General features: G+C 49.8%; 1 protein-coding gene. It reads left to right on the plus strand.

The window, feature by feature from the left end:
• Positions 1-261, plus strand: a 261-nt coding sequence (locus AC2FA3_RS15300; protein WP_490510331.1) for an IS3 family transposase, incomplete at both ends; no start/stop codon positions are given.

Genomic DNA, 261 nt, shown 5'->3' on the forward strand with positions numbered 1-261 from the left:
TATATCAGTGAGATTAAACGCATCTGGCAGGGCAGCAAGTGCCGTTACGGTGTTCGTAAAGTCTGGCAGCAGATGAAAGCTGACGGGTTAAAGGTTGCTCGGTGTACCATAGAGCGTTTAATGAGCCAGCACGGCTTACAAGGTGTCTGGCGAGGCAAAGGCAAGATTACCACCAACAGCCGTGACGACCAAAAGCGTGCTGATGACTTGGTTAATCGTAACTTTAATGCCCATCGTCCTAATCAGCTATGGGTCGCTGAC

Source organism: Janibacter sp. CoH_79_TC_3, assembly GCF_058197955.1.